This is a genomic window from Micromonospora sp. NBC_01655 (genome assembly GCF_026339755.1).
GTDB lineage: Bacteria > Actinomycetota > Actinomycetes > Mycobacteriales > Micromonosporaceae > Micromonospora.
In genome coordinates this window covers 3,200,442-3,223,177 of record NZ_JAPEQF010000001.1, presented here as the reverse complement: position 1 = coordinate 3,223,177, position 22,736 = coordinate 3,200,442, and the positions used below count along the sequence as shown (strand labels likewise).

General features: G+C 70.0%; 18 protein-coding genes and 2 pseudogenes. 12 read left to right on the top strand and 8 right to left on the bottom strand.

Annotated features, from left to right (window positions below; genetic code table 11):
• Positions 1-19 precede the first annotated feature (19 nt).
• Positions 20-448: a Fur family transcriptional regulator gene (locus tag OOK41_RS15120; RefSeq protein ID WP_117670201.1), complete on the bottom strand. Its 429-nt coding sequence runs from the start codon at positions 446-448 to the stop codon at positions 20-22.
• Positions 449-740: 292 nt separating this feature from the next.
• Between OOK41_RS15120 and OOK41_RS15115 the strand changes: the two genes are divergently transcribed.
• Positions 741-1,601 carry an aminoglycoside phosphotransferase family protein gene (locus OOK41_RS15115; RefSeq protein ID WP_266265520.1) on the top strand — a complete coding sequence of 287 codons (861 nt, stop codon included), beginning with the start codon at positions 741-743 and terminating at the stop codon, positions 1,599-1,601.
• Positions 1,602-1,779: 178 nt separating this feature from the next.
• On the opposite strand, the gene OOK41_RS15110 is transcribed toward OOK41_RS15115, so the two are convergent.
• Both OOK41_RS15110 and OOK41_RS15105 read right to left on the bottom strand, forming a co-directional pair.
• Positions 1,780-3,960: a family 43 glycosylhydrolase gene (locus tag OOK41_RS15110; protein ID WP_266265517.1), complete on the bottom strand. Its 2,181-nt coding sequence runs from the start codon at positions 3,958-3,960 to the stop codon at positions 1,780-1,782.
• Positions 3,961-4,297: 337 nt separating this feature from the next.
• Positions 4,298-4,561: a hypothetical protein gene (locus tag OOK41_RS15105; protein WP_266265516.1), complete on the bottom strand. Its 264-nt coding sequence runs from the start codon at positions 4,559-4,561 to the stop codon at positions 4,298-4,300.
• Between the two features lie 228 nt (positions 4,562-4,789).
• Between OOK41_RS15105 and OOK41_RS15100 the strand changes: the two genes are divergently transcribed.
• The 9 genes and pseudogenes from OOK41_RS15100 (at position 4,790) to OOK41_RS15060 (ending at position 11,789) form a co-directional block, all read left to right on the top strand.
• Positions 4,790-5,080, top strand: a complete 291-nt coding sequence (locus tag OOK41_RS15100; RefSeq protein WP_266265514.1) for a hypothetical protein — start codon at positions 4,790-4,792, stop codon at positions 5,078-5,080.
• 203 nt (positions 5,081-5,283) lie between these two features.
• Positions 5,284-5,934 carry a hypothetical protein gene (locus OOK41_RS15095; RefSeq protein ID WP_266265511.1) on the top strand — a complete coding sequence of 217 codons (651 nt, stop codon included), beginning with the start codon at positions 5,284-5,286 and terminating at the stop codon, positions 5,932-5,934.
• A complete protein-coding gene (locus tag OOK41_RS15090; protein ID WP_266265509.1) occupies positions 5,931-6,344 on the top strand; it encodes a phage holin family protein in 414 nt (137 codons plus the stop codon). Before OOK41_RS15095 ends, OOK41_RS15090 begins: the two co-directional genes overlap by 4 nt.
• 21 nt (positions 6,345-6,365) lie before the next feature.
• Positions 6,366-6,869 carry a DUF3618 domain-containing protein gene (locus OOK41_RS15085; protein ID WP_266265507.1) on the top strand — a complete coding sequence of 168 codons (504 nt, stop codon included), beginning with the start codon at positions 6,366-6,368 and terminating at the stop codon, positions 6,867-6,869.
• Between the two features lie 492 nt (positions 6,870-7,361).
• Positions 7,362-7,889, top strand: coding sequence for a CGNR zinc finger domain-containing protein (locus tag OOK41_RS15080; protein WP_266265505.1), 528 nt, complete (start codon positions 7,362-7,364; stop codon positions 7,887-7,889).
• Positions 7,890-7,943: 54 nt separating this feature from the next.
• Positions 7,944-8,048: pseudogene (locus tag OOK41_RS15075) on the top strand (transcriptional regulator); the annotation flags it as partial.
• 13 nt (positions 8,049-8,061) lie between these two features.
• Positions 8,062-8,559 (top strand): GNAT family N-acetyltransferase, encoded by a 498-nt coding sequence (locus OOK41_RS15070; RefSeq protein ID WP_266265503.1) that lies wholly within the window; start codon positions 8,062-8,064, stop codon positions 8,557-8,559.
• Between the two features lie 1,048 nt (positions 8,560-9,607).
• The gene (locus OOK41_RS15065) at positions 9,608-10,528 is read left to right on the top strand and encodes an N-acetylmuramoyl-L-alanine amidase (RefSeq protein WP_266267836.1); all 921 of its coding nucleotides are present in this window, start codon (positions 9,608-9,610) and stop codon (positions 10,526-10,528) included.
• Positions 10,529-10,832: 304 nt separating this feature from the next.
• The gene (locus OOK41_RS15060; RefSeq protein WP_266265501.1) at positions 10,833-11,789 is read left to right on the top strand and encodes a hypothetical protein; all 957 of its coding nucleotides are present in this window, start codon (positions 10,833-10,835) and stop codon (positions 11,787-11,789) included.
• A 112-nt stretch (positions 11,790-11,901) separates the two neighbouring features.
• Here the strand turns inward: OOK41_RS15060 and OOK41_RS15055 are convergent, their stop codons facing one another.
• From OOK41_RS15055 to OOK41_RS15045, 3 genes are all read right to left on the bottom strand, one after another.
• Positions 11,902-12,492, bottom strand: a complete 591-nt coding sequence (locus OOK41_RS15055; RefSeq protein ID WP_266265500.1) for a DUF4291 domain-containing protein — start codon at positions 12,490-12,492, stop codon at positions 11,902-11,904.
• A gap of 193 nt (positions 12,493-12,685) precedes the next feature.
• Positions 12,686-13,531 (bottom strand): hypothetical protein, encoded by an 846-nt coding sequence (locus OOK41_RS15050; RefSeq protein ID WP_266265498.1) that lies wholly within the window; start codon positions 13,529-13,531, stop codon positions 12,686-12,688.
• Between the two features lie 255 nt (positions 13,532-13,786).
• Entirely contained in the window at positions 13,787-14,305 is a 519-nt protein-coding gene (locus OOK41_RS15045) for a hypothetical protein (protein ID WP_266265497.1), read from the bottom strand.
• 521 nt (positions 14,306-14,826) lie between these two features.
• Between OOK41_RS15045 and OOK41_RS15040 the strand changes: the two genes are divergently transcribed.
• Positions 14,827-16,608, top strand: a complete 1,782-nt coding sequence (locus OOK41_RS15040; RefSeq protein WP_323136167.1) for a family 43 glycosylhydrolase — start codon at positions 14,827-14,829, stop codon at positions 16,606-16,608.
• Positions 16,609-17,382: 774 nt separating this feature from the next.
• Here the strand turns inward: OOK41_RS15040 and OOK41_RS15035 are convergent.
• Positions 17,383-21,693, bottom strand: coding sequence for a LamG-like jellyroll fold domain-containing protein (locus tag OOK41_RS15035; RefSeq protein ID WP_266265495.1), 4,311 nt, complete (start codon positions 21,691-21,693; stop codon positions 17,383-17,385).
• Between the two features lie 147 nt (positions 21,694-21,840).
• Here OOK41_RS15035 and OOK41_RS15030 point away from each other — a divergent pair, with 147 nt between their 5' ends.
• On the top strand, positions 21,841-22,329 hold the full coding sequence (locus OOK41_RS15030; RefSeq protein WP_266265493.1) for a transposase: 489 nt from the start codon (positions 21,841-21,843) through the stop codon (positions 22,327-22,329).
• Positions 22,330-22,411: 82 nt separating this feature from the next.
• On the opposite strand, the pseudogene OOK41_RS15025 reads toward OOK41_RS15030, so the two are convergent.
• Positions 22,412-22,718 (bottom strand): annotated as a pseudogene (locus OOK41_RS15025) (transposase family protein); the annotation flags it as partial.
• Positions 22,719-22,736 lie beyond the last annotated feature (18 nt).

Below are 22,736 nucleotides of genomic sequence, written 5' to 3'. Positions count from 1 at the left end.
CTTCCGAACTACTGGCGGATCACTGGGAGGTGCGTTCGGTCGAACAGTCGGGGCAGGTGCCCCAGTAGACGACCTCCGCCTCGTCGACCGTGAAGCCGTGGTCGTTCGAGGCGGTGAGACAGGGAGCACGGCCGACAGCGCACTCGACGTCGGCGATCGCGCCGCAGGAGCGGCACACGACGTGGTGGTGGTTGTCCCCCACCCGGGACTCGTACCGGGCGGTCGCACCGGCAGGCTGGATGCGCCGCACCAGCCCGGCGTCGGTGAGCGCCCGCAGCACGTCGTACACCGCCTGGTGGGAGACCGTGGGCTGATCTGCCCGTACCAGCGCGATCACCGTGTCGGTGTCGACGTGCGGATGGTCGCGCAGCGCTGCGAGCACCGCCAACCGGGGTCGGGTCACGCGCAACGAGACCGCCCGAAGCTGAGTCTCGAAGTCGGACGCCACGTGTTGAATATAGTCCACTCTTCTGGAATGAATCAGGTTTTCTTTCGGCTCAACCCGCACCCCTTCGACGCGGACCCGGCCGCCCAACCGGTGGAGCAGACCCCGGGCGGCCGGGTCTGCGTCGAGGGTGAGACCACCGAGTCGCGGCACGTCCCATGCCGATGAGCTGCCACAACACCAGATCAGGCGGGTACGACTGGAGCACTAATCGGTTGGCGGCACACCGCCTGACCGCCTTACCGTGCCAGCCGTGCCCATCCATGACGACGAGATCCGAGCCACCGTCGGGCAGGTGCGCCGCCTGATGGCGGCCCAGTGCCCGCAGTGGGCCGACCTGCCCGTGACACCCCTACCCGACGAGCTGGAGGGCACCGACCACGTGCTCTTTCGGATCGGCAACGAACTCGTCGCCCGGATGCCCAAGATTGCCTGGGCGGTCGACCAGGCCGATTCTGATGCGCGGTGGCTGCCCCTGCTGGTGCCCCACCTTCCTGTGCGGATTCCAGTCCCGCTTCACGTGGGCGAGCCGGGCGCGGGGTACCCGTGGCGGTGGACCGTGGTGCCGTGGTTCGTGGGGAGCACGCCTCCCAGGCTTGGCTGCGACGACGTACCCCTGGCCCGCGATGTGGCAGCCTTCGTTCGCGCCCTGCACGGGGTGGATCCGGCCGGAGGTCCGGCCAAACCACCGGGTTCCCGCGGGTCCGCCCTGCTCCACGCCGATGAAGCCGTCCGCCGTATGCTGCCCCGGCTCGCCGAGCATGACGACGGCTTCGACGTGACCGCGGCCGAGGCGGCCTGGGACGCCTGCCTGGCTGCTCCTGACTGGCACCGGGACCCCGTCTGGATCCACGGTGACCTGCAGCCGGGCAACCTGATCACCGACTGCGGCCGGCTGACCGCGGTCATCGACTTCGGCGCACTCGGTGTCGGCGATCCGGCGCCGGACGTGGCTCCGGCGCTATGGACCTTCACCGGCGCGGCCCGGGATGCCTACCGGGAGGCAATCGAGTACGACGACGCTACCTGGCGCCGCGCCTGCGGCTGGGCCCTCGCACCGTCGCTGACCGGCATCGACTACTACCGGCATACCTTTCCACGGATGGCCGAGCACGGCCGCCGAATGGTCCGCGCAGTGATCGCCGAACTGACGTGAGTGCCACTGACAGCCGAGTGGCTGCGCGCCCAGGGGCCCCACGCACTCACTTCGATATCCGGGAAGCCGGGCACGGCCGGATGGGCGCGGGTTCCCGGCTGTTCAGCCCGGTCATCACATGCCGGCCCCGACGTCCGGCGCCCGGCGGCGCGGGGCCGGACCGCGGCGGGCTCGGGGGTCAGGGCACGGCGTTGAGCGCCGCGTGGACCGTGTCGGCGAAGCCGACGTCCCGGTTCGTGGCGCTGGCCGCGAACCGCCACGTGCCACCCGGGTACTGGCCGGTCGGCCAGGTCGTGCCGCCCGAACGCCACAGCGGCTGCCAGGCTGCCATGGCGTGACCTGAGTCGTACCAGGTGTTGTCGCCGCGCCACGCCGACGCCCACCGGTGCGCGGCGACCACCGAGAGGCCGTTGCCGGTGGTCATCGTCCAGTTCGGCAGGCCGGTCACGTCACCGGTCGGGCGGGCCGCCACCGGCGGGTCGCCGACGCTCGGTCCCGCGCCGTCGACGTTGAACGCCACCTCCCACACCCCGGCGGTGGTCGGGCCGTTGACCGACCAGGTGACGTCGCTCTGCAGGGCCGGACCGGACCACCGGGGTGCGACGGTGAGCAGCCAGTCGGCGGTCACCGGCTCGTCGCCGAACGGGATGCCGACCAGGTGCAAGCGCGAGCCGTCGGCCGACACGTCCACCCGGGCGGGTGACCCGGCCCGGTCCGTCACGTCGAACCCGCCGACCGCGAGGTAGGGGCCGGTGCCCCGGTGCGACGAGTCCAGCGCCGCCCGGTAGGCGCCGCCGCCGGCCGGGTCGAGCGCCAGGGATGCCAGCCGCGCGGACGGCCAGGTCCGCACGTCGGCCCGGAGGAAGCCGGTGGTCACCGTCCGACCTCGGGCCACCACCCCGGACGACCAGGTCAGCGGCGCCAACCACAGCCCACCCTGGCCCCAACCGGCGTGGCTGAGATACCAGTTGGCACCGTCGACCACGACCTCCGCGGCGTGCGCGTCCAGCACTGCCACCTTCTCCGCACCCTCGAACCGGATTGGGTCGCGGCTGCGGTAGACGGCGGTGCGCCGGTAGGCCGCGCCGTAGTCGGTGCCGTCGCAGCAGACGAAGAGGTAGTACCAGTCGCCCCGGCGCACCACGAACGGGGACTCGGTCTGACCGCCGGCCTGCCCGGTGCGGGACGAGGCGTACGCGATCCCCCGGGCGCTCCACGTCCGCAGGTCGGTGCTGGTCCGGTACGCCACCACGTGGTTGCCGCCGGTCGGGCTCGACGTCGCCGTGTAGTACATCACCCAGCGGTCGCCCACCCGGGTCACCATCGGGTCCCGGGCCTCCCAGCCGTCGACGAAGAGCGGGTTGGCGGAGCTGCGGGTCCAGGTGAACAGGTCGGTCGAGGTGGCCAGGTGCATCCGGTAGCTGGCCAGGTCCGGGTTTCCGGCCGCGTAGAACATGTAGTAGACGCCCTGGTCGTAGACCACGTGCGGGGCCCAGATCCACCGCTCGCCGGCCGCCGGGTCGGCGGTCAGCACCACCGGCTGCCGGGTCCACGGTCCCGTCGGCGAGGGCGCGGTGGCGTGGCCGAACGTCTTCTCATCCTGCGGGGCGCCGGGCTCCGGGTGGGTGATGGCGAAGACGTGCCACAACCCGGTGCGCTGGTCCCGGACGATGGTGTGGTCGTTGTAGTACCAGGCCGTGGACTGACCCGCGCCGGGGTCGTAGACCCGGGTGAGCGCACCCCGCACGGGCGCCTCGCCGACCAGCTCGTACGGCGTGCTGGTGACCGACGCGAGCGGCCCGACCCGGCGCAGGGTCAGCGTGTCGAGCCCGACGAACAGGCCGGCCGACGAGGCGGAGCGGCCGGTGACCGTGATGCTCAGGTGGTGGCTGCCGGCGGCGAGCGACACCGCGCCCACCGGCACCGCGCCGGTACGCTGCACGTTGGGCGCGTACCCGTCGAAGAGCTGACCGACGGCGACCCCGTCGATCGCGAAGCGCACCCGGCCGTAGTCGGGGGCACGGGTCAACACGGCGCCGATGTCGTACTGGCCTGCGGGCACTTGCGGCAGCGCGACGGTGACCGAGTCGCCGGCCCGGGCGGCCCGGAACCAGAGCTGCCGCCCCGCCGACCAGCTGACGCCGCAGCAGTCGGCCTGCGCCTGGACGGGTGCGGTTGCCGAGACCACCGGCAACGCCTCCCCCTCGCTGCGCACCGGATCGTCGTCGGCGGCGGCCGGACGCGCGGTGACGGCCGAGAGCAGCGCCGCGACCAGGGCCAGCATCGTCAGCCGGGACACCGCCCGCGCGACCGGTGACGCGTAGTGGGCGCCGAGCCCACGCAGACCGGGTGACCTCATCGTCGTCCTCCGACAAGCTGCCGCGGCTGTCGAGACGCCGACTGCCGTCGCGTCGAGACTAAGACATATGTCAATCGATACCGGCCCGCCCGGACGGCCGGCCGTTCCGGGTGACTGCGCAGGTCGATGCGGCGTCGGCAGTTCTTCCTTGACCGCCGGCGGATCCCCGCTGTGCCGGCCGAGACCAGCAGCGGGGCGGGATGCCGTTACTCGGCGACAGCGGGTACGTGCGGCGGCTCGCCGCCTGCCTTGGTGGTCGAGCCGATCTACGGGCCGGGCGGCAGGTCGTCGGGGCCGGCCAGGCCGAAACACATCCGCTCAGGTCAGGAGCCGACCGTCAGATGGCCCTCTCAGCCGCCGGCACGTTGACCGAGCCCTGTGGGGGCGCGTCGAACCGTGCCTCGAGGGACGGAAGAGTGGTCTCGCCCAGCGGACCGCCGACACCGCTCGCCATGAGCGGGCCGCGGGCGTCCTCCGCCGGGATGCCGCTGTCGTGCCGGCATCGCCGCAGGGTCAGCGTGCTCGCCGCTCCGGTCAGCGCCCCGGCCGCGAAGGCAAGGATGAGAGCCTGCCGAACGGTGGAGGTCCTCTTACGTGTCATGACTACTCCCCGGATCCAACGTGCCTGCATAGTCCTGATTGTCGGACTCGGCCGCCGAGGCCATGCAGCTAATCGACGGACTGGTATACATGTGGGCCACCCGATACGGGTCTGGGCGCCCGAAGCGCACGGGGCAGCGAGTACGCCGCACCGTCCCGGCTTGGTCCGAGACACGGGTCTCCTTGGCCAGAGACCCGGACGCTACGTGTTCCGTGTTCCGTGTTCCGTGTGGCGCTGGCGCTCGGGTGTCTCGTCGTGGTGGGCGTGGTGTTCGTACGGCTCGGGCAGTCGTGGTGGCAGGCGGCGATCGCCGCCGCAGCGGTGCTGTTCGCGCAGGCGGCGTTCCTCGGCCACAACCACCCAGATCGAACATCACCTGTCCCCCAGCATGCCCGACCGAACCTGCGCCGCGCCCAGGCACTGGTCCGCCAGTTCTGCTCCGAACACGGCATCGCCCACCACGAGACCACCCTGGCCCAGTCCTGGGCGCAGGCGCCGGGATGTGTCTGTGGGCCTTGATCCGATGTCATCACATCTCCCGGTGCTCGACAGCGGGCTCCGGGCCGTCTTCGATCCCCTCAAGTCTGGGTGTCGCCGGCCGGCGAAGGCTCGGTCGGCTAATCGTCGAGGCCACCAGGCCGCCCTTCGCGCTGCATGCCCTCAGCAAGGTTGGGTAAGCGCGGTACCTGCCCTTCGGGCAGGGATTTCAGAAGGGGGATCGGATGACGACGCGGAGTAGTTCGGGTTCGCCGCCCAGCGCCGGGGGCAAGCAGCAACAGGTGCGGGAACAGGCCACGAAGATTGGTCACGAAGCGACACAGGCTGGCGGACAGTTGGCCCATTCGGCCGCCGGGCAGGGCAAGCAGGTCGCGAGCGAGACCGGCCGGCAGGCGCGGAATCTGGCCGCTGAAGCCTCCGAGCAGTTGCGGCAACAGGCGGAGGCGCAACAGAAACGTGCTGCCGACGGCCTGCGCTCCCTCAGCGCGGAACTACAGTCGATGGCCAGCAACAGCGGCCACGACGGTGTGGCCAGCGAGGTCGTGCGGCGCGCCTCGGGTGCCGCCGAGCAGGCCGCCGGATGGCTGGAAGGACGGGAGCCAGGCGATCTCGTCAACGAGGTGCGCGACTACGCGCGCCAGCGCCCTGGCGCATTCCTCGCCGGCGCCGTCGTGGCTGGCCTGCTGGTAGGCCGGCTGACCCGCAACGTCGCCGCTGCCGGCCCCGAGGAAGGTGTCCAAGGGGAGGACCGCCGGCCCGAACCGGGCGATCGACTCGCCGGCATGCCGGCTGAGGCGCCGCCCACACATCCTGGGCCGGTGCTCGACCAAGCCACGGGGACGGCCCGTGTCCCGGACGGCGAGGTGACCCGGTGAGCGACTCCAGGCCGCCCAGTGCCAGCGCCACCGCCGAGCGGTCCCACGCCTCGATCGGCGACCTGCTCAGCGAGGTCACCCGGGACTTCTCCACCCTGGTGCGACAGGAGGTGCAACTGGCGAAGGCCGAAGTTCGCCAGGAGGCGAAGACAGCCGGCAATGTCGCCGGCATGTTCGCCGTGGCGGCGATCGCCGGCCTGCTGACCCTGTTCTTCCTGTCGAGCGCGCTGTGGTGGGGCCTGTCCAACATCATGGACCAGGGCTGGGCCGCCCTGATCGTCGGCGCGATTTGGGCGGTGATCGGAGCCGTCTTCGTCGCTCGGGCGCGTAAGCAGATGCGGCAGTTGCGCCCGCTTCCACGGACGCAACAGACCGCCCGGGAGATACCAAACGCCCTTCGTGGCCGCTGAACCGAGGCGAGAGGAGACGTCATGTCGAACGATCCCGAACAGATCCGCCAGGAGATCGAAACCACCAGGATGGAACTGAGCACCGACGTGGACGCGCTGACCTACAAGGCCAGTCCGCGACGGATGGCGACCGAACGGATCGGCCGGGCTCGGGGCCGCTTCGGCCGGATCAAGGACAGGGTGATGGGTACCGCCAGCCAGGCCCGTCATGACAGCGGCGGATCAGCCGTCGAGGCCCGTCACCGCCTGGCCGGCACTGCCCACCAGGCATCCGGCGCTGTCTCCGGTGTCGCGGACCGGGCTTCGCACGCCGCCTCGTCCGCCGCCCACCAGGCTCAGGCAGTGCCGCAGATGACGCGGGACCGGACTGAGGGCAACCCGCTCGCCGCAGGCTTGATCGCTTTTGGCGTCGGGCTGCTCGCCTCGTCACTCATCTCACCCAGCCGAACCGAGCAAAAGCTAGCCCTTCAGGCGAAACAAAAGGCGATGCAGCACTCCGGGCAGATCAAGCAGCAGGCCAGGTAGCCCACCAGGTGCAGGACAATCTCCGGCAGCCAGCGCAACAAGCCGTGCAATCGGTGCAGTCGGAAGCGGGCGAAAGCGCATCCGCGCTACGGCACCAGGGCACGGAGGCAGCCCGGGCACGTCCAGGGCCAGGTACGTGAAAGCTGGCGTTTCCCACCACCGCATGTGACAGCGCGTTCTCAGGTGGCGCAACCCAGGCCCGTTCATCCGGACCAAGGCCGCCGAGGGCCGGCCCGGTCCTCCGACGGCGACGGCAGCCGACCCCTCCCCGAAGGGCTCACCCGTGACGGGATGATCTCCGGCCCTCCGGCGGACGACCGGGCCCGCCGGGTCCACACCGGGATTCCGGCCGCCGGGCCGGCGCAGATCCGCCACAGTCCGCAGTGGCAGGACTGGTAGTACAGGGTCCCCTCGCTCGTCCGGTGCCGGGACCTGGTCTGCCAGACGTGCCCGTCGCTGTCGCTCATGCCCACAGCCTGCTGTAATGGCATTATGCATCTCAACCCTTACGGGGCAGACCCGGTACGACTCGCCGTCGACCTCGCCAACGACCCACCCGGTTCGGCGGCGGAACTGGCCCGTCGATGCCAGGCGGCCGGGGTGGTGATCGACATGCCGGTACGCGACGACGACCTCACCGTCACCCTCCGGCTGGTCGAGCAGTGGTCCGAGATCGTCGACGCCACATCGGCGGACGAGCGGGCCGCGCTGCTCAACCGGATGCTTGCCGGCGCCTCGACGTACCCCCGGCTGACCAACCACGCGGACGGGCGCTGGCACCTGCACTACCGGGACGACGGGGTGTCCCTCTCGGCCGTGCTCCGCGCTCTGATCGGTGTCGGCACCGCCCTGCACCTGACCGGCCGGGGAATGGACCGGCTGGGCCGGTGCGCCCTGGACGAATGCCGGACGATCTACGCCGACCTGTCCCGGACCGGCCGGCAGCGCTACTGCTCGCCCCGATGCGCCAACCGCGACGCGGTACGCCGGCACCGCACCCGCCACGCACCCGCGCATTGATCCGAGCGCCCCGAGCCCGACCGTCGGGAGCCGGCCGCACCGCACCGGCCGGCCGTCGACTCGGTCGGCACGGCCCGGCACTACCGCATCGACGACGCCTGCCTCGGCCGGTTCCCCTCGGCCGCCGACGTCGGCATGGGCCGACCCGCCCCCACCTGAACGGAGCCTGCTGATGGCCGGTATCACCATCCGCCCCATGGCGGCCGACGACGCCGAACGGGTCCTCGCCATCTACCAGGCGGGCCTCGACCACGGGCACGCCAGCTTCGAGACCAGCGCACCAACCTGGGCGGCGTTCGACGCCGCAAAGCTGCCCGCGCACCGCTTCGTGGCCGTCGACGGCCACGACCTCGTCCTCGGCTGGATCGCCGTCTCGCCCACCTCGACGCGCGCCGTCTACGCCGGCGTGGTGGAGCACTCCGTCTACCTCGACCCCGCCGCGCGCGGCCGAGGCGCCGGCCGGCTGCTCCTCGACGCGGTGATCGCCTCCACCGAGGTCGCCGGCATCTGGACCATCCAGTCCGGTGTCTTTCCCGAGAACACCGCCAGCCTCGCCCTGCACCAGCGCGCCGGCTTCCGAATCATCGGCACCCGCGAACGCGTCGGCCGCCACCACGGTCGATGGCGCGACGTCGTGCTGCTTGAACGGCGCAGCCCCGCCATCACCTGACCAACCCAGCCCCAGGCAGGGCAGCCGTCCACCGCCTCGTCGGCGCGCACCTACGGCGGCGGGGACGCCGACGCCCTGCCGGCGCGCGGCGCGCTCGGCTCGCGGCTGCGCGCGCACGTCGACGCCGGCCGGATCCGGCTGCTCACCGGCTTCACCGTGCACGCCCTCACCCCGGACGACGGCCGGGTGACCGTGGTCGTGCGGCGCGCCGACGGCAGCGACGAGCCGGTCACCGTGGACCGCATCGTCGGGGACCTCGGACCATTTCGCGGTGATGTCGTCCCGACATCCGCCACATGAAGGAATTCTTCGCCATCTTCGGGTCTCGTGCAAGGTCTCGACATAGATGGGTGTCGCGCTATATGGTGCGGCAACCCGGGCGGCATGATCACAGTCGCCCTTTTGTAGTCGACGAGGAGTGACGGTGACTGTTCGGAGACCCTCGCGTCGGGTGAGCCAACTGCTCGGCGGCGCGCTGATCCTGATGATCGGCCTGGCCGGCCAGCCGGCCCAGGCCGCGCCGCGGCAGGGCGCGGAGTCGCTTGCCGCCGCCTTCGACCGGGCGGCGGCCCGTTCCGACGTGCCGCGTGACCTGCTCGCCGCGCTCGGGTACGCCGAGACCCGGCTGGACGGTCACCACGGCGAGCCCAGCGCCTCCGGCGGGTACGGCGTGATGCACCTGACCAGCAACCCGAAGGTGCGGACCCTCGACGAGGCCGTGCGCCGTGCCCGACTGGACCGCACCGAACTGCGCACCCGTGACGCAGCGAACGTCGCCGGCGCGGCGGCGGTGCTCCGCTCGTACGCCGATCAGGCCGGGCTCACCGCGGCGCAGCGCGACGACGTCAACCAGTGGTACGGCTTGATCGCCCGCTACGGCGGCTCGTCGGACAAGGCCACCGCCCGGCTGTACGCCGACGCCGTGTACGACCTGCTCGCCAGCGGCTTCAACGCGACCACGGCCACCGGCCAGGTCACCGTGGCTGGCCGTCCGGTCGCACCCCGCCGGGGCGACTACGCCGACGTGGCGCCGCTGGGCACCGCCGACATGGGCATCCAGAGCACCGACTACGGCCCGGCGGCCTGGGTGCCGGCGAACCCGTCCAACTACACGGCCTCCAGCCGCGAGTCGTCGTACCCGATCAACTACATCGTCATCCACACCATGCAGGGCAGCTACGCCGGCTCGATCAGCTGGTTCCAGAACGCAGCCGCCGGCACCAGCGCGCACTACCTGCTCCGCTCCTCCGACGGCGCGGTGACCCAGATGGTGCGGGACAAGGACGTCGCCTGGCACGCCGGCAACTGGACCTACAACACCCAGTCGATCGGTCTGGAACACGAAGGCTACGTCGACAACGCCTCCTGGTACACCGACGCGATGTACCGGTCCTCGGCCGCGCTGGTACGGCACCTGTGCGACAAGTACGGCATCCCGAAGACCCGCAACAACATCATCGGTCACAACCAGGTGCCGGGCGCCACGCACACCGACCCGGGACCGAACTGGAACTGGACCTACTACATGCAACTCGTCACCGGCACCACCACGCCGCCCTCGTGGTCGACCATCGTGGACAACACCACCGCCGGCCGATTCACCGCAAGCGCCAACTGGGGCACCTCGTCGTACTCGTCGCAGCGCTACGGCGCCGACTACCGATACGCCGACCCGGTCGCGGCCAGCGACGCCGCCTGGTACAAGGTGAACATCCCGGCCACCGCCACCTACCGGGTAGAGGCCTGGTACCCGGCCGTCACCGGTTACAACACCACCACCCCATACATCGTGGTAACCAGCAACGGCAACCAGACGGTCACCGTGAACCAGACAGCCAACGGTGGTGGATGGCGCTCACTGGGCACCTTCACCCTGACCGCCGGAGACACCAACAAAGTGGGCATCAGCCGGTGGTCCGGCAGCACCGGCTACGTGATCGCCGACGCAATCCGCATCACCCGCGTCTAACGCGACAACCCCAGCAGCACAGACAAAGCGGCAACCCGGCAACAATATGGGCAGGGAAGGGTCCCCTGCCATACGGATTCCGTATGGCAGGGGACCCTTCCTGATACCGCAACGGCAGTTGCCCACGGGTAGCCGCGCCGCCGGTAGTGGCAGCTTCGGGCCTGGTGTAGACGGTGGCGTCGCCATCGGGATCAGGCCCACACCTGCTCGATGGGACGACGCTGCGTCCGCATCCATCCGCGATCAGAGCACCCGCCATGACCCGTTCGACCGGCGGCTTCGCTGCGTACTACAGAATATGGTCATGTCGCATTCTGAGCTGACCGTCGCGCGGTGGAACGAGCTGTCCGACGACTCAGCGACTCGCGTCGCGCGGGCGATCGCCGGTGACCACGACGTGGACCTGGTTGAGGTCCGCTGGCACCAGTACGCGGGCCGGCGGCAGCGGGTGGCGTTGTTCGACCGGGCAGGCCTGCGGTTCTCCCTGGTTCCCGGCGGCCGGGTGCACCTGGGCTACGACGGAGCACGCTTCGTCCCCACGCCGCAGCAGGCGGCCAGCTACGCCGAGAGCGCGGATGAGTACGGCCTGCCCGCGCTCGCCGCGTTCGTCGACGCCATGACCTCGCCCGCGCGCGTCGTAAGCCTGCCGGCGATGTTGGTCGCCGTCGAGGCGATGGACGCGTGCGCGAAGATCCTGCCGTCCGACGATCCTCGCGTCCAGCAGCTACTGCTTACCGCCAACGTCCGGCCGGGCACCACCCTGTCCATGTCCGGCGGCGGCGGCGGCGGCGGCAAACTGTCGGTGGAGTTGGACTCCGCCGGGCAGGTACGCCGGGCGCGGCTGCTGGAGCAGATCTCGTACGACGGTGCGATCCGTGAGGCGGCGACGTTGGGCCTGCGTCCGGCGAGCCCGGACGAATGGGAGTACGCCTGCGGCGCCGGCGCCGCCACGTTGTTCCGCTGGGGCGACGACAGCCCGAGCGACGGCTATCCCTACGACCACCGGACCGGGTCACATCGGGAACCGAATCTGTGGGCGCTGGCCATCGGCCAGGACTCGTATCAGCATGAATGGACTTCCGAACCGACCATCGTCTGCGGCGGTGACGGCGGCGGCGCCACCTGCGGCGGCATGGGTTTCTTCCTCGGCTGGCTCACCCTGGCGACGGCATACCGCGACGCCGGATTCGGCGCCTGGCTCAACTCCGACGACGGCTACGTCAACGAACTCCTCCTTCGGCCAGTCATCGACATCAGCTAAGCAGAACCGGCGGACGCCGTCCTCTTCCGGCGTCACGCCATGGCCCAGCTCCCCGTTTCCCGGGCCGTCGGCCATCCGCTTCTCGCGACGTGGTTTGGTCGGGCCTTTCCTGTCACTTGTCGGCGTTGATGCGCCAGGCAGTCCTCGGGTCGAGCGGGTAGGGGCGTTCCGGTGGCAGCAGCCGCTGGGCCCTGGCGTTCTGGCCGGCGCGCACGAGTGCGGCGATCTTGTGCACGGTGGGGGTGAGATCGGTCAGACCGACAACCCAGTCCTCGACATAGGTGCGGATCAACGTCCGGCCGACGCCGACCTGGATGCTGTAGTGGTTGAGCGCCGCGCCCCGCAGCGACCGTTCCGGATCCCACTGTACGTGCACGCGCGCGTTTCCGAACGCCATGCTCCAGGCGGCGGCGCTGTCGTGTATCGCTGGTTCGGGCGTGGTGAGGACGGCTTGGGCCAGCGCCTGCTCCCAGCCGGCGCGGGTGATGCGCACCGCCAGTATCCGCTCCTGGCCAGGCTTGCGACCCCAGTTGCTCCAGTGCATCAGCCACAGCAGCGACGGTTTGATCCAGGTCATGCGGGTGAACGAGAACGGCGCCACGAACCGGCCAGTCGCCAGTGCCGCCTCCGCGATCCTGGCCGGGTATGCCTGGTACACCACGATCGTGTTGCTGTCGAAGTCGGCGCGGATCTGGCGCTGCATTGGAATCGGGACCCATCTCGTCGGCTGGCGCTCTGACCCTGGCATGGTGGGCAGTGTTCCGACGAACCGATTTCCGCGGTGACGATGACCGGGCAGCGGTCCCGGGTGGCTCGCTACCGGGCGCCGCTCGACAGCGGCCCGGCGGTAGTGCTCGTCGAAGGAGGCGGGCCTCGTCGATGGGCTCCCGACGCGCCTAATCCCACCATCGCTCCATGAGGTCGACGACTCCCGCATCGAGGTAGAAGGGCCTCCGGCCGCGGTCACCGTCAGGTCCGAAGGCAACGTTGACACCCAGCGCCACGTCACGGCCGCCAACCAGGTTCAACGTGTCCGGTGCGCCGATGTACTCGTTCTCGACGTAGTACCGAAGCTGGGCCCATCGCCCCTCGATCGCGTTCCGCAGCGCCACCAGGTCCAGTGCCTCCGGGCCGTCCTCGACGCCGGACCGCAGCGCCTCGGCGAGGGTGTCGGTGAACTCGTCGCCTGCGGGAATCCTGTCGTCACCGGACGCGAAGTACATGCTCGGTTGCTTTCCCAGCAGCGACAGCGTGTGCGGCGTGCTGGACCCATCGGGCACCGGGTCGCGGGTGAAATAGCTCGAAGCGTCCTCGAAGTGCTCGCAGTCGAGGAGGACGACCTGGCGGGCCGCAGGGCTGTCCCGCACGATGTCGGCAACTGCTCGCAGCGGAATCGAATTGTCCGATCCCGGGACCGTACGGGTGAGGGCGAACTCCCTGTGTCGCAGACCGGAGCCGGCGTAGTGGAACAGCAGAACGTCCGACGCCTCCTCAGCGGCGCGCCGGACGGCGTCGAACACCTCGGCGGGATGCTGCCACGACGTGACCACCGCGACGCTCCCAGGGTGGAAAGCCATACCGGTCCTAGCGGAAGCCAACGCCTCAGCCAGCTGTGCGGTCCGTGCCGCGGGCTGAAACTCAGGCACGCGGACGGCGTCGTCGTCGCAGGCGACCAGCACGGCGCGGGACCGTTCGAGGTCCGGCAGGAGCGCATGACGTGGCTGCGGGGCAAGGGCGGGCATCCCCCCATTGTGCGCTCCGCGCCGGCCTGTCGACACGATCGTGGGCGCGCCACCTTTCAGCCACGCACGTCAGCGCTCAGCCACGGAGTGCCCGATCGGCGGCAGATCCGCCTGCCTGAAGCGCTACAAGACCGTGTCCCCGGGTGATCCGAAGGGCATCCCATCGACGGTCACCGTGTGCCGGGGTCTCGGACACGGCAGATGCCAGGGGCGGCAGCGGGACGGCGATGGTCGCTTCGACGACGGGCTTCGATCTCACCCTGCCATCATGAGCATGTCGAGAGCTGCGAAGAATGCCATCGGCCGGCCGGGGCGGATGACCTGTTCGAGGAGTACGACCCCGATACGGTCAGCGACGTCGCACTCTGCCTCGATCGTCGTGCGGACGGGGCCGTACCGGCGGGAGGAGGAGCGCGCCGAGGCGAGGATCATTTCGTCTCGGCGGAGCTGCGCCTGACGTGAGCTTGTGTGGACGACCTCGTACGTGCGTCCCTGGAGGGTCCATGTGGTGCCGGCATTACGTCGGCGGCAGGGCGCTTTCCTGCCGTTCACGAACTCGAACCGTTCACCGGTGGTCAGCGTGACCGTGACGGTGTCGGCCTGGAAGGCCAGAACCCGTGTTCGGGGCGGCCATGCCACTTTCTCTGCGCCACGGCGAGGTTCCACGACCGCGAGTTCAGCACCGTGCTCATCGAGTAACCGCAGCCGGCGCGCGTCCTCCGCGTCGAACGAGTATCCAAAGCTCAGGGGTTGCACCGCGCGCGAGTCAGTCACGCACTCATTCAAGCAGTCGGGTGGGCGGGCGCAGTGGTCTCGACCGGCTGCACCGATGAGGCATGGATGACGATGAGCGGAGGTCGACGCGGCACGCGGTGACGTCGAGGCGGCGGAGGCGGGCTACACCGACGCCCTGGACGTTGCGGCCGGTCGTTGATCTCAGCGCAGCGGCCGAGGCGCTGTGCGCAGCTCGCCGTCGCCGGGCGCACCTTCACCCAGGCGTTGGCCATGGCCTGCTGGTCGGACAACCGGAAGTTGGTCGGAGCGCACCGCGCACCAGGAGTGCGCTGCCCGCTCCCGCAGCAGGACCGCCGTAGCCAGCGGCAGCCCGGCCAGGGTCGCGATCCCGGTCCGAAGCCCAACGACTGCGCGACGAAGGTCGCCGGTGGCGCCCAAGAGCAGGGGTCGCTGTGCGTAGCGAGCCATTGACAACAACTCGGTCGACCTTCACGATACTGGCCTAGCCCGGTATTGGTCGTGCCGCAGCCGACAACGGCCGGCCCCGAAGGGAGATCGCCGTGCGTATCCCGCCCATCCGCCGCAGCCAGGCCCACGCGGCCTTGCTCACAGTGCTTGCCACCCTCACTCTCGTCGTGCCGGCCGCGCCGGTCGTGGCAGGCCCGAGTGCCGTCACCGCAGGAGCCGAAGGCCCCAAGGAGCTCATCGCACAAGGATTCGCAGACCCGGACGTGGTCCGCATCGGCCAGACGTGGTACGCCTACGCCACCAACGACTTCAGGCACCTCCCGGTGGCCAGCGCGCCCACCATCGACGGGCCGTGGCAGGTCCTCGGTGACGCGATGCCGGGCGGGCCCGGTAGCTGGGCCGTCGCCGGCAGGACCTGGGCTCCCGACGTTCAACCCAACCCTGACGGCAGTCTGACGCTCACCTACACGGCCCAGGACGCCGCCTCTGGTCGTCAGTGCATCGGCGTGGCGTTCGCGACTTCTCCGATCGGGGGGTTCGTGCCCTACGGTTCGGGGCCGCTCATCTGCCCCCTCAGCCAGGGCGGCGCGATCGACGCGAACACCTTCGTCGCACGAGACGGAACGCGCTACCTGACCTGGAAGAACGACGGCAACGCCATCAACCGGCCGTCCACGCTCTGGGTCAGCCAGGTCACCAACAACGGCACCACCCTGATCGGTCCGACGACCGCGATGCTGACCGTTCCGGCAGGCCAGATCATCGAGGCGCCGGACCTGGTCCAGCGTGACGGCAAGATGCTGCTGTTCTACTCCGGTGGGTCTTTCGCCAGTTGCGGCTACTACACGTCGTACGCCACCGCGCCGGCGGTCATCGGCCCCTGGACGCCTGCGCCGGCCGCCTTCATGACCCAGGCCAACACGGGACTCTGCGGTCCAGGTGGCGCGGACATCGTGACGGCCCAGGAGGGGCTGGGCGGCGGTGACAAGGTCGTGATGCACGCCGCGGCCACGGACGGCAGCAGGCACATGTACTCGATCAACCTCCGCTGGGTCAACGGCGTACCGGTTCAGGGCGGCAGCCGACAGTCCTCGCTCGACGGTAACGGCCTCGCCGAGATCGGGCTGATCCAGACCGACGGCCAGATCAAGGCCTGGCACAACTACAAGGGCTTCGACGCCACGCCGTACGGCGCCGCCGCGATCATCGGGACCTCCTTCACCGACCCGGCCAGAGTGCGGTTCGCCGACCTCGACGACGACGGGAAGTCCGAGCTGATCCAGATCCAGGCAGACGGCCAGATCAAAGCCTGGCACAACGACCTCGGCTTCGCCCAGATGCCGTACGGCGCCTCGGTCGTCATCGGGGCCGGATTCACCGATCCGGCCAGAGTGCGGTTCGCCGACCTCGACAACGACGGGAAGTCCGAGCTGATCCAGATCCAGGCAGACGGCCAGATCAAAGCCTGGCACAACGACCTCGGCTTCGCCGCCTCGCCGTACGGAAGGTCGGTCATCATCGCGACCGGGTTCACCGACCCGGCCCGGACGGTGTTCACCGACCTGGACGATGACGGCCGGTCCGAGATCGCCCTGATCCAGACCGACGGCCAGATCAAAGCCTGGCACAACGACGTCGGCTTCGCCGCCTCGCCGTACGGCTACACCGTCATCATCGCGATCGGGTTCACCGACCCCGCGAGGGTGCGGTTCATGGATCTCAACGACGACGGCCGGTCCGAGATCGCCCTGATCCAGACCGACGGCCAGATCAAGGCCTGGCACAACTACAAGGGCTTCGACGCCATGCCGTACGGCGTCGCCCAGATCATCGCGACCGACTTCCTCGACCCGGCCCGCACGATATTCATCTGATCCGGGCTTGGGTGACCGGCACCGGCAGTAGGGTCCTTTCGCGCCGGTTCCGCAGCGGCTCAGCGGTGGGGGTGGCGAGGTCGTCGACGCGTACGGGGGTGCGGTCGGCGTTGACGGTGGCGCGTTGGTCGGATCCAACCGCAGGGAGTTGGCCCAGGCCGCGATGCTCCAGGTCAGCCCGGGGCCCAGGGCCGACGCCGTAGACCTCGTCACCGGCCGCATCGCGGCGGGCCGGCGGGGGCGCACCAGGGTGCGGGCCTTCACCGCGCTACGGCGAGCAACCCGCAGTACCGGGTGGCCTCTACCGCACCCGCGCGGGACTTCGATAGACCGGCCGCGGATCCGTTGAGAACGGCACGAGCAGCGGGGTACGCGTCAAGCTGATCTGACTTGCCCGCCATCCGGTCGCCCGGCCCGAGCGACGCAGCCGACGGAAACAGGGAACTCGTCCGTGGTGGTTGCCATGCTGCTGCCGGTCCTTCCACTCGCACCGGGTCGGGCCGGCACGAGCCCGCGAGGGCGACGGACAAGACAGTGCTGGGTGCCTCTCGCACAGGCTCCTCCAGGGTCACCGCCTCGGCCGGTCTTGTGGCATCCCCACCGGAACCAGTCCGACAGATCCCTCGCTTGGCGACGGGTTCCGTACTCACGGTCCACGCTGTGGCTCCGGCCACCGCACGATCTTCGGTGGTCCTCACGGACCATCGGTGATCGTGCGGTGGCCGTCCTCATGCCGGCGCCACGTCCGACGCCGGAGCCACGTGACGTTGAGGATTAGCCCGTCGTGCCGACCGAGTAGTGTCGCTTGACCTCGTCGGCGGTGAGGGCGTGGTCGTAGACGGCAACCTCGTCGAGCAGCCCGGCGAGCCTGGTACCGGCGTCGTCACCACGGGCCCCCAGCTTGAGGCTTCCCGCCCCGTCGGTCGGGTTCACCTTCGTGGCGGCCGAGCCGTCGAGTCGTCCGTCGAGGTAGACCGTGATGGTCGACCCGTCGTAGACCGCGGCCACGTGATGCCACGTGTCCGGCGTGACCACCGTCTGCCCCTCGACCGACGCCAACTGCCCGGCTCCGCCCAACGTGAGGGCGTTAATTCTGCCTCCGGGCAGGACGCGCAACACGTAGCCGTTGTAGGCGGGCGCGTCGTACTTCTCGACCACGCTGTACTGCCCGCAGACGTCATTGAGATTCACCCATGCCTCAAGGGTGAACGAGCCGCTGACGCTCACCGAGGCCGAGTCCGGTACGGCGATGTGGCCGCCGGTCAGCTCTGCGGCGGTGTCCGGATCGCCCGTGAGCGCGCCTGGGCGGCCCAGTGTCACCGCGTCGGTGTAGGCGCCGCGGTTACCGGTGCCGGAGGAGTCCTCCGCGCTCGTGCCGGATTCCTCACCCAGCCGCCAGTAGCCGACCGGCTTGTCGGCCAGCACCTGCGCCGCGTAGGAGGACTGGCCGGTGACCGCCGACTGCCGACCCGTCGACGTCTGCCCGGGTGCCGAACCCGCCGGAGCCGGCGATGAGCTGCTCTGCACGGAACTCCCACCGGACTGCTGTGCACTGGACGACGGGCCGGGGTTGCCGAGCACACCCTTGACGTAGTGGGAGTCGATCTGGCCCGGGGTCAGGGCCTTGTCGTAGATCGCGACCTCGTCCAAGCCGCCGAAGAAACGGTCCGCCCCGTCGTCTCCACGGGCGCCCAGCTTGAGGCTGCCCTTGCCGTCGGTCGGCGCCTTGGCCACCGGGGTCGACGTTTGCAGTTGCCCGTCGATGTAGGTGCGCAGCGTCGTTCCGTCATACGTTGCCGCCACGTGCTGCCATCGCACCTGCTGGACGCTGCGGGGGCTGGACGCGCCGGACTGCTCATGGTCGGCGACCGTGAGCGCCTGCAGCTTGTTGCCGTTGACCAGGCGCAAGGCGTAGCCGTTGCGCGACGGCAGGCAGTCGCCGCCGTCGTACTTCTCGACGATGCCCTGCGGTCCACCCGCCGCGTCCTTGACCCACGCCTCCAGTGTGTAGGCGCCGGTGATGCTGAGCGAGGCGCTGTCCGGGATCTCGGCGTAGCCGTCGTCCAGCCGGACCGCGGTGTCGGCAGAGTCGGCGATCGCCCCTGGCTGGGACCGGCCGACACTGCCACGGTAGGCACCAGTGTTTCCGTTGCCGGAGGCATCGACCACCGGTTGGCCCTGGGCGTCATCGAGCCGCCAGTAGCCCACCGGCGCGTCCCGCTTCACCAGCGCGGCGTAGTCCGCCGGGTCCGGTCGGGCGACCCGGACCGACAGCGAGGTGGTCCGTGCCGTACCACCGGACGGTCGGGTGACCACGTCGATCCGGTAGCTCCCGGGCGCCGCATCAGTGGGGACCCGGACCGAGGTCGCGAGGTCGGACCAGGCCAGTCTCTGGTTGCTGCTCACGCGGAACGGCAGCTTCGACTGGCGGACCGTCCACCCGGCCGGAGCGCCGACCTCGACGGTGCCGTTGACCGTACGCTGCCCGAGCGCCTCGACCTCCAGGTCCAGCGCGAACGTCTCACCCGGCTCCACCAACGGACGCGGGGTCGTCACCTTCGTGGCCTCCGCGCTCGGCACGTCGGCCACCTTCGTCGCCCGGTACGTCGCCCGGACCGTAACCGCCGTCGTCGGCCGGCCGAGGTCGACCAGTTCACGCGCGGCGTCATAGGTCACCGGGCGGCCGTCGACAGTGACCCCGGTCAGCCGGTGACCGCGCGGCACGCGCAGGTGCAGCACCACGTTCGTCAGCGGCGCCCGTCCGGCGACCGCGCGCGGTGGGTCGACCCGCACGGTCAGCCGGCCGTGCTTCAGCTCCGACGAGGAGGCGAACCCGACGGTGCCGAAGGAGGTCGGCAGGTCGGCGACCTCGATCCGCTCCCCGTCCGCGAGCCAGGGCCGCGGTGTGGCCGGCGCCAGGTGCAGCCGGGTCGGCACGCCGTCGGCGTCCAGGTCCTCGCTGACCAGCAGACCGCGCACCGCCTCCAGGTAGGTGGCGTTGTTCGGCGACAACGGCGGCCAGTACTGCGACCGGTAGTACTCACCGAACTGCGGGCACGGCGAGATCGTGGCACCCTCGCCGCCGACGAAGGTGTTCGGCGTGAAGTTGTGCGCGAGCATCCCGTAGAAGCTCAGGTCGAGGCGATCGGACTCGGCATTGTCGGCCAGGAACCGCATCAGCGAGTAGCCGTACTGCTGGTCGATGCCGCTGGACTTGTATCCAGCAATCGCCGGCCACTGGTTGTGCCGGATGTTCTGGCAGACACCGGGATCGGCGGTCGACAGGTTGAACCTGGTGAGGCCGAGCAACAGCGACCCGTGCTTGTAGAGGTAGTCCCGAAGTCCGGTCGCCGTCGCGCTGCCCGGCTCGAACAGCCCGGTCGCGAGTGCGTACGGCATGATCAGGTTCCAGTAGCTGCCGAGGTAGTCGGTGGTGACCTTGTCGTACGGCTTCGACGACGCAGGGTCCAGCAGTGCGATCGGCACGAACACCGAACCGTCCGGCAACACCGTCTTCGACTTCTCCACGGCACCCAGCAGCGACGAGCGCAGGCCGGTCGCCTCGTCGAGGAACAGCTTCGCCTCGTCGGCACGGCCCATCAGCCGCAACGCGACACCGACGTCGCGCAGACCGCGCCAGACCTCGGACTGGTGGTGCAGGCCGTAGACCGGCTCCGGGATGTCGGAGGCGTAGCGGGTCTTGGCCAGCAGACCGTTCGGATCCGCGAGGCGTTGCCGCTTGAAGTCGGCGAGCCAGTCGCGGAACGTCGGTAGGTTCTCCTGCAGCAACGACCCGTCGTTGCTCTGCAGGTAGTACGTCGCCACCGTCTGCAGCTTGATCCCGCGCTCCCAGGACAGGAAGAAGCTGCCCTGGCCGCGTAGCAGCATCTCGGTGAGGTTCGCGCGGGCCTTGTCCTGGTAGCCGAAGTCGCCGAGCGAGGTGACCGTCGCCGCGATCTCCGGCACGAAGGCGAAGGACTTGTCCAGCGACTCGTAACCGTTTCCGACGGTCAGATTGAAGCCCATCACCAGGTTGTTCAGCAGCGTGCTGCGCATGGCGTCCGCGGCGTACCTCTCCGGGATCCGGACCTTGGCGCCGGCGTTGAGCTGCGCCGTCCAGTAGTCGCCGGTGCGGGACTTCGCGGCGGCGTACAGCTCGGCCGACGGACGTACGGCGGTGAGCTCGGCCGGCTCGTTCGGCACGACCAGGTAGAACTCGGCCTTCCCGCGGCTAAGGTCGGGCGTGAAGCTCAGGTCGGTCGCGGACCAGGTCGCCGCACCGCTGTACGCGACCACGGTCTTCCCATCGAGGGTCAGCCGCCCAGGCTTGGCGACGACGTCTGCCACCTTGTTGCGGCTCAGGTTGAGGCGGAGCCGCGGGTGCGCCTTCGCCGGCCCACTGACGACGAACCGGAGCATGCTGACTGCCGGGCCGCCCGGGGTGAGCTCGGTGACGAACGACTCGCGCTCGTAGCGGGCCCCGGCGGCGTCACGATATGAGTTGGCGAGGATCGGCAGGTATCCGCCGGTCAGGCGGGGGGCGCCCGACCTCGCCTCGGCCTGGCCGTAGCGCTCGGCCCCGTCCGCGCCGACGAAGAAGCGGACGCGCTGGGTCGCCCGCGAGTCCGACCATTGCGACATCAGCTCGCTGCCGTCGGCGACGTGCAGCGAGAAGTCCCGCTTCTCGGCCCACCGACTGGGGTCCGGCGCCGGATAGGTGAAGGGCAGGTAGTACCAGGGCGAGGCGGCGTCCGTCGTGCCGCCGTGGTTGGCCGGCACCAACAGCGGCTTGACGTTGGCCATCGTCGGACCGTCGGGCAGGCCGAGCAACTTCTCGCCCCAGTGGTCGGTCCCCTGGTCCAGCGCGTGGTTCACTCGGTCGACGTAGCCGTCGGGCAGGGTCAGGTCATCGCGGGAGCCGGGCTGGTCGTGAGCCGTCCGCTCGCTGGCCGCCTGCTCACGGACTGCCTGGACGCCGGCCGCCTGGACGTCCTCGGGTACCTGCGCCAGCAGGCCGGTCGCCAGCGTCACCACCGTCAGCAGCGACAGCGCCGTCCTCGATCTCGATCTCGATCTCGTGACCATTTGATCCACCTTCGTGTGGAGTACCGCACAGAATACTGGGCTAGTCCAGTAACTCTGGAGCATCCTTCTCTCCGATGTCAACACTTGGCTGGCCAGCCCTCGGCGAGGGTGCGTCACGATTGATCGGCCCTTGCGCGGACGCCTGGTGTGGACCGCCCCGGATCTTGTGGAGACTGGCTCAAGGCTGGCCGGTCGGTCGCTGAGCTGGTCCGGGACCTGGAGATCAGTGATCAGACGATCTACAACTGGCGCCGCCAGGAGCTGATCGACACCGCCCAGATGCCGGGTGTCACCTCGCACGACCAAGGGGAGTTGATGGCCGCTCGGCGGCGTGTCGCCGAGCTGGAGACCGAGCTGACCATCCACCGCCGTTCCGTGAAGATTCGCATCGAGCCCGGACCGGCAACGGGGCCCGCTGTCATGGCCACCCTGCGTAACACCGCGATCGGCTACCACCAGATCGGCGGGGAAACCAACATCGCCCGCGCCACCCGACGCGCAATCCGCGGCCCCCCACGGCATCATCACCGCCGCCACCAACAGCAATGCCAGAACGCAATGACCCTGCCACGGAGCACGGCACAACAGCGGGTGCGCGGAAATCGACTCCAGTCAGCCATTTTCCATCCTGAGTAGCGGCTGTTCTCGACGTGGTGTAGGTCGAGGACGGCCTGCACGATCGTGGCCGCGCGGCGGGAGCAGCAACGCAGCTTGGCGAGTGTTTCCCCGAGTAGTGGGGCTTCTGGTCGGGCAACCCGGTCGATCGAGATCAGCGTGCCGTCGCAGCTCGCGTACGCGAGCTTGCGGATGCGGTCCATCGCGGCAGCCAGGTCGTCGACGGCCACGGCGAGCAGGTCGACAGCCCCGTGGACGTAGCGCCAGGCAGTGGCGACGCCGTTGCCGGGCCCGGCCGCGAGGCGGGCGTAGGTGTCGCCGGTGCGCAGGTGGGCCAGGGTGCGCAGGGACTGCCGGCCGGGGCCCGGGCGCCGCCACCGGGATCGACGCTGCCGACGATGGCCGCGAATGCATCCGGGTTACTCACA

What these genes read in the sequence shown, in the direction of transcription:
- OOK41_RS15110 (WP_266265517.1), bottom strand. Translation starts at nt 3,960, where the DNA reads ATGAGGTCACCCGGTCTGCGTGGGCTCGGCGCCCACTACGCGTCACCG.
- OOK41_RS15105 (WP_266265516.1), bottom strand. Translation starts at nt 4,561, where the DNA reads ATGACACGTAAGAGGACCTCCACCGTTCGGCAGGCTCTCATCCTTGCC.
- OOK41_RS15095 (WP_266265511.1), top strand. Translation starts at nt 5,284, where the DNA reads ATGACGACGCGGAGTAGTTCGGGTTCGCCGCCCAGCGCCGGGGGCAAG.
- OOK41_RS15085 (WP_266265507.1), top strand. Translation starts at nt 6,366, where the DNA reads ATGTCGAACGATCCCGAACAGATCCGCCAGGAGATCGAAACCACCAGG.
- OOK41_RS15080 (WP_266265505.1), top strand. Translation starts at nt 7,362, where the DNA reads ATGCATCTCAACCCTTACGGGGCAGACCCGGTACGACTCGCCGTCGAC.
- OOK41_RS15070 (WP_266265503.1), top strand. Translation starts at nt 8,062, where the DNA reads ATGGCCGGTATCACCATCCGCCCCATGGCGGCCGACGACGCCGAACGG.
- OOK41_RS15065 (WP_266267836.1), top strand. Translation starts at nt 9,608, where the DNA reads ATGGGCATCCAGAGCACCGACTACGGCCCGGCGGCCTGGGTGCCGGCG.
- OOK41_RS15060 (WP_266265501.1), top strand. Translation starts at nt 10,833, where the DNA reads ATGTCGCATTCTGAGCTGACCGTCGCGCGGTGGAACGAGCTGTCCGAC.
- OOK41_RS15055 (WP_266265500.1), bottom strand. Translation starts at nt 12,492, where the DNA reads ATGCAGCGCCAGATCCGCGCCGACTTCGACAGCAACACGATCGTGGTG.
- OOK41_RS15050 (WP_266265498.1), bottom strand. Translation starts at nt 13,531, where the DNA reads ATGCCCGCCCTTGCCCCGCAGCCACGTCATGCGCTCCTGCCGGACCTC.
- OOK41_RS15035 (WP_266265495.1), bottom strand. Translation starts at nt 21,693, where the DNA reads ATGGTCACGAGATCGAGATCGAGATCGAGGACGGCGCTGTCGCTGCTG.